This window comes from Plebeiibacterium sediminum (assembly GCF_026013605.1).
In the GTDB taxonomy this organism is placed as follows: Bacteria; Bacteroidota; Bacteroidia; order Bacteroidales; family Marinilabiliaceae; genus Saccharicrinis; species Saccharicrinis sediminus.
On sequence record NZ_JAPDPJ010000412.1, the window covers coordinates 1 to 317 of the forward strand.

Sequence of the window (317 nt, forward strand, 5' to 3'; positions counted from 1 at the left end):
ACTGCAGCAGGTGAATCTGAAAAACTGCCATCATAACCCCACGGATCACTATGACTTTTATGAATTAAGTTATTATTGGCATCAATTTCCATAGTACCAGCAAATGCGTATCTAGAACCATACTCATAATATTGATCATACCAACCTCCAATCCAATCTGAAATCGTATAACGAATATCTCCTACTTTCACTATAAGAATATCTGCAACGATAGGCATAACACTCCCGTCTCTTGAAACAGAAGCTTCATAAACTCCTGTAATATCATCATTATAAACAACAACAGTTCTTTGAACATCTGAATAAAATACATCTCC

Annotated in this window: 1 protein-coding gene; it reads right to left on the reverse strand. The window is 35.3% G+C overall.

Translation table 11 applies throughout. The features are described 5' to 3' along the window. Nucleotides 1-317 (reverse strand): BT_2262 family domain-containing protein (locus tag OM075_RS26775; RefSeq protein ID WP_301193440.1); only part of this gene is annotated, 317 nt, incomplete at both ends.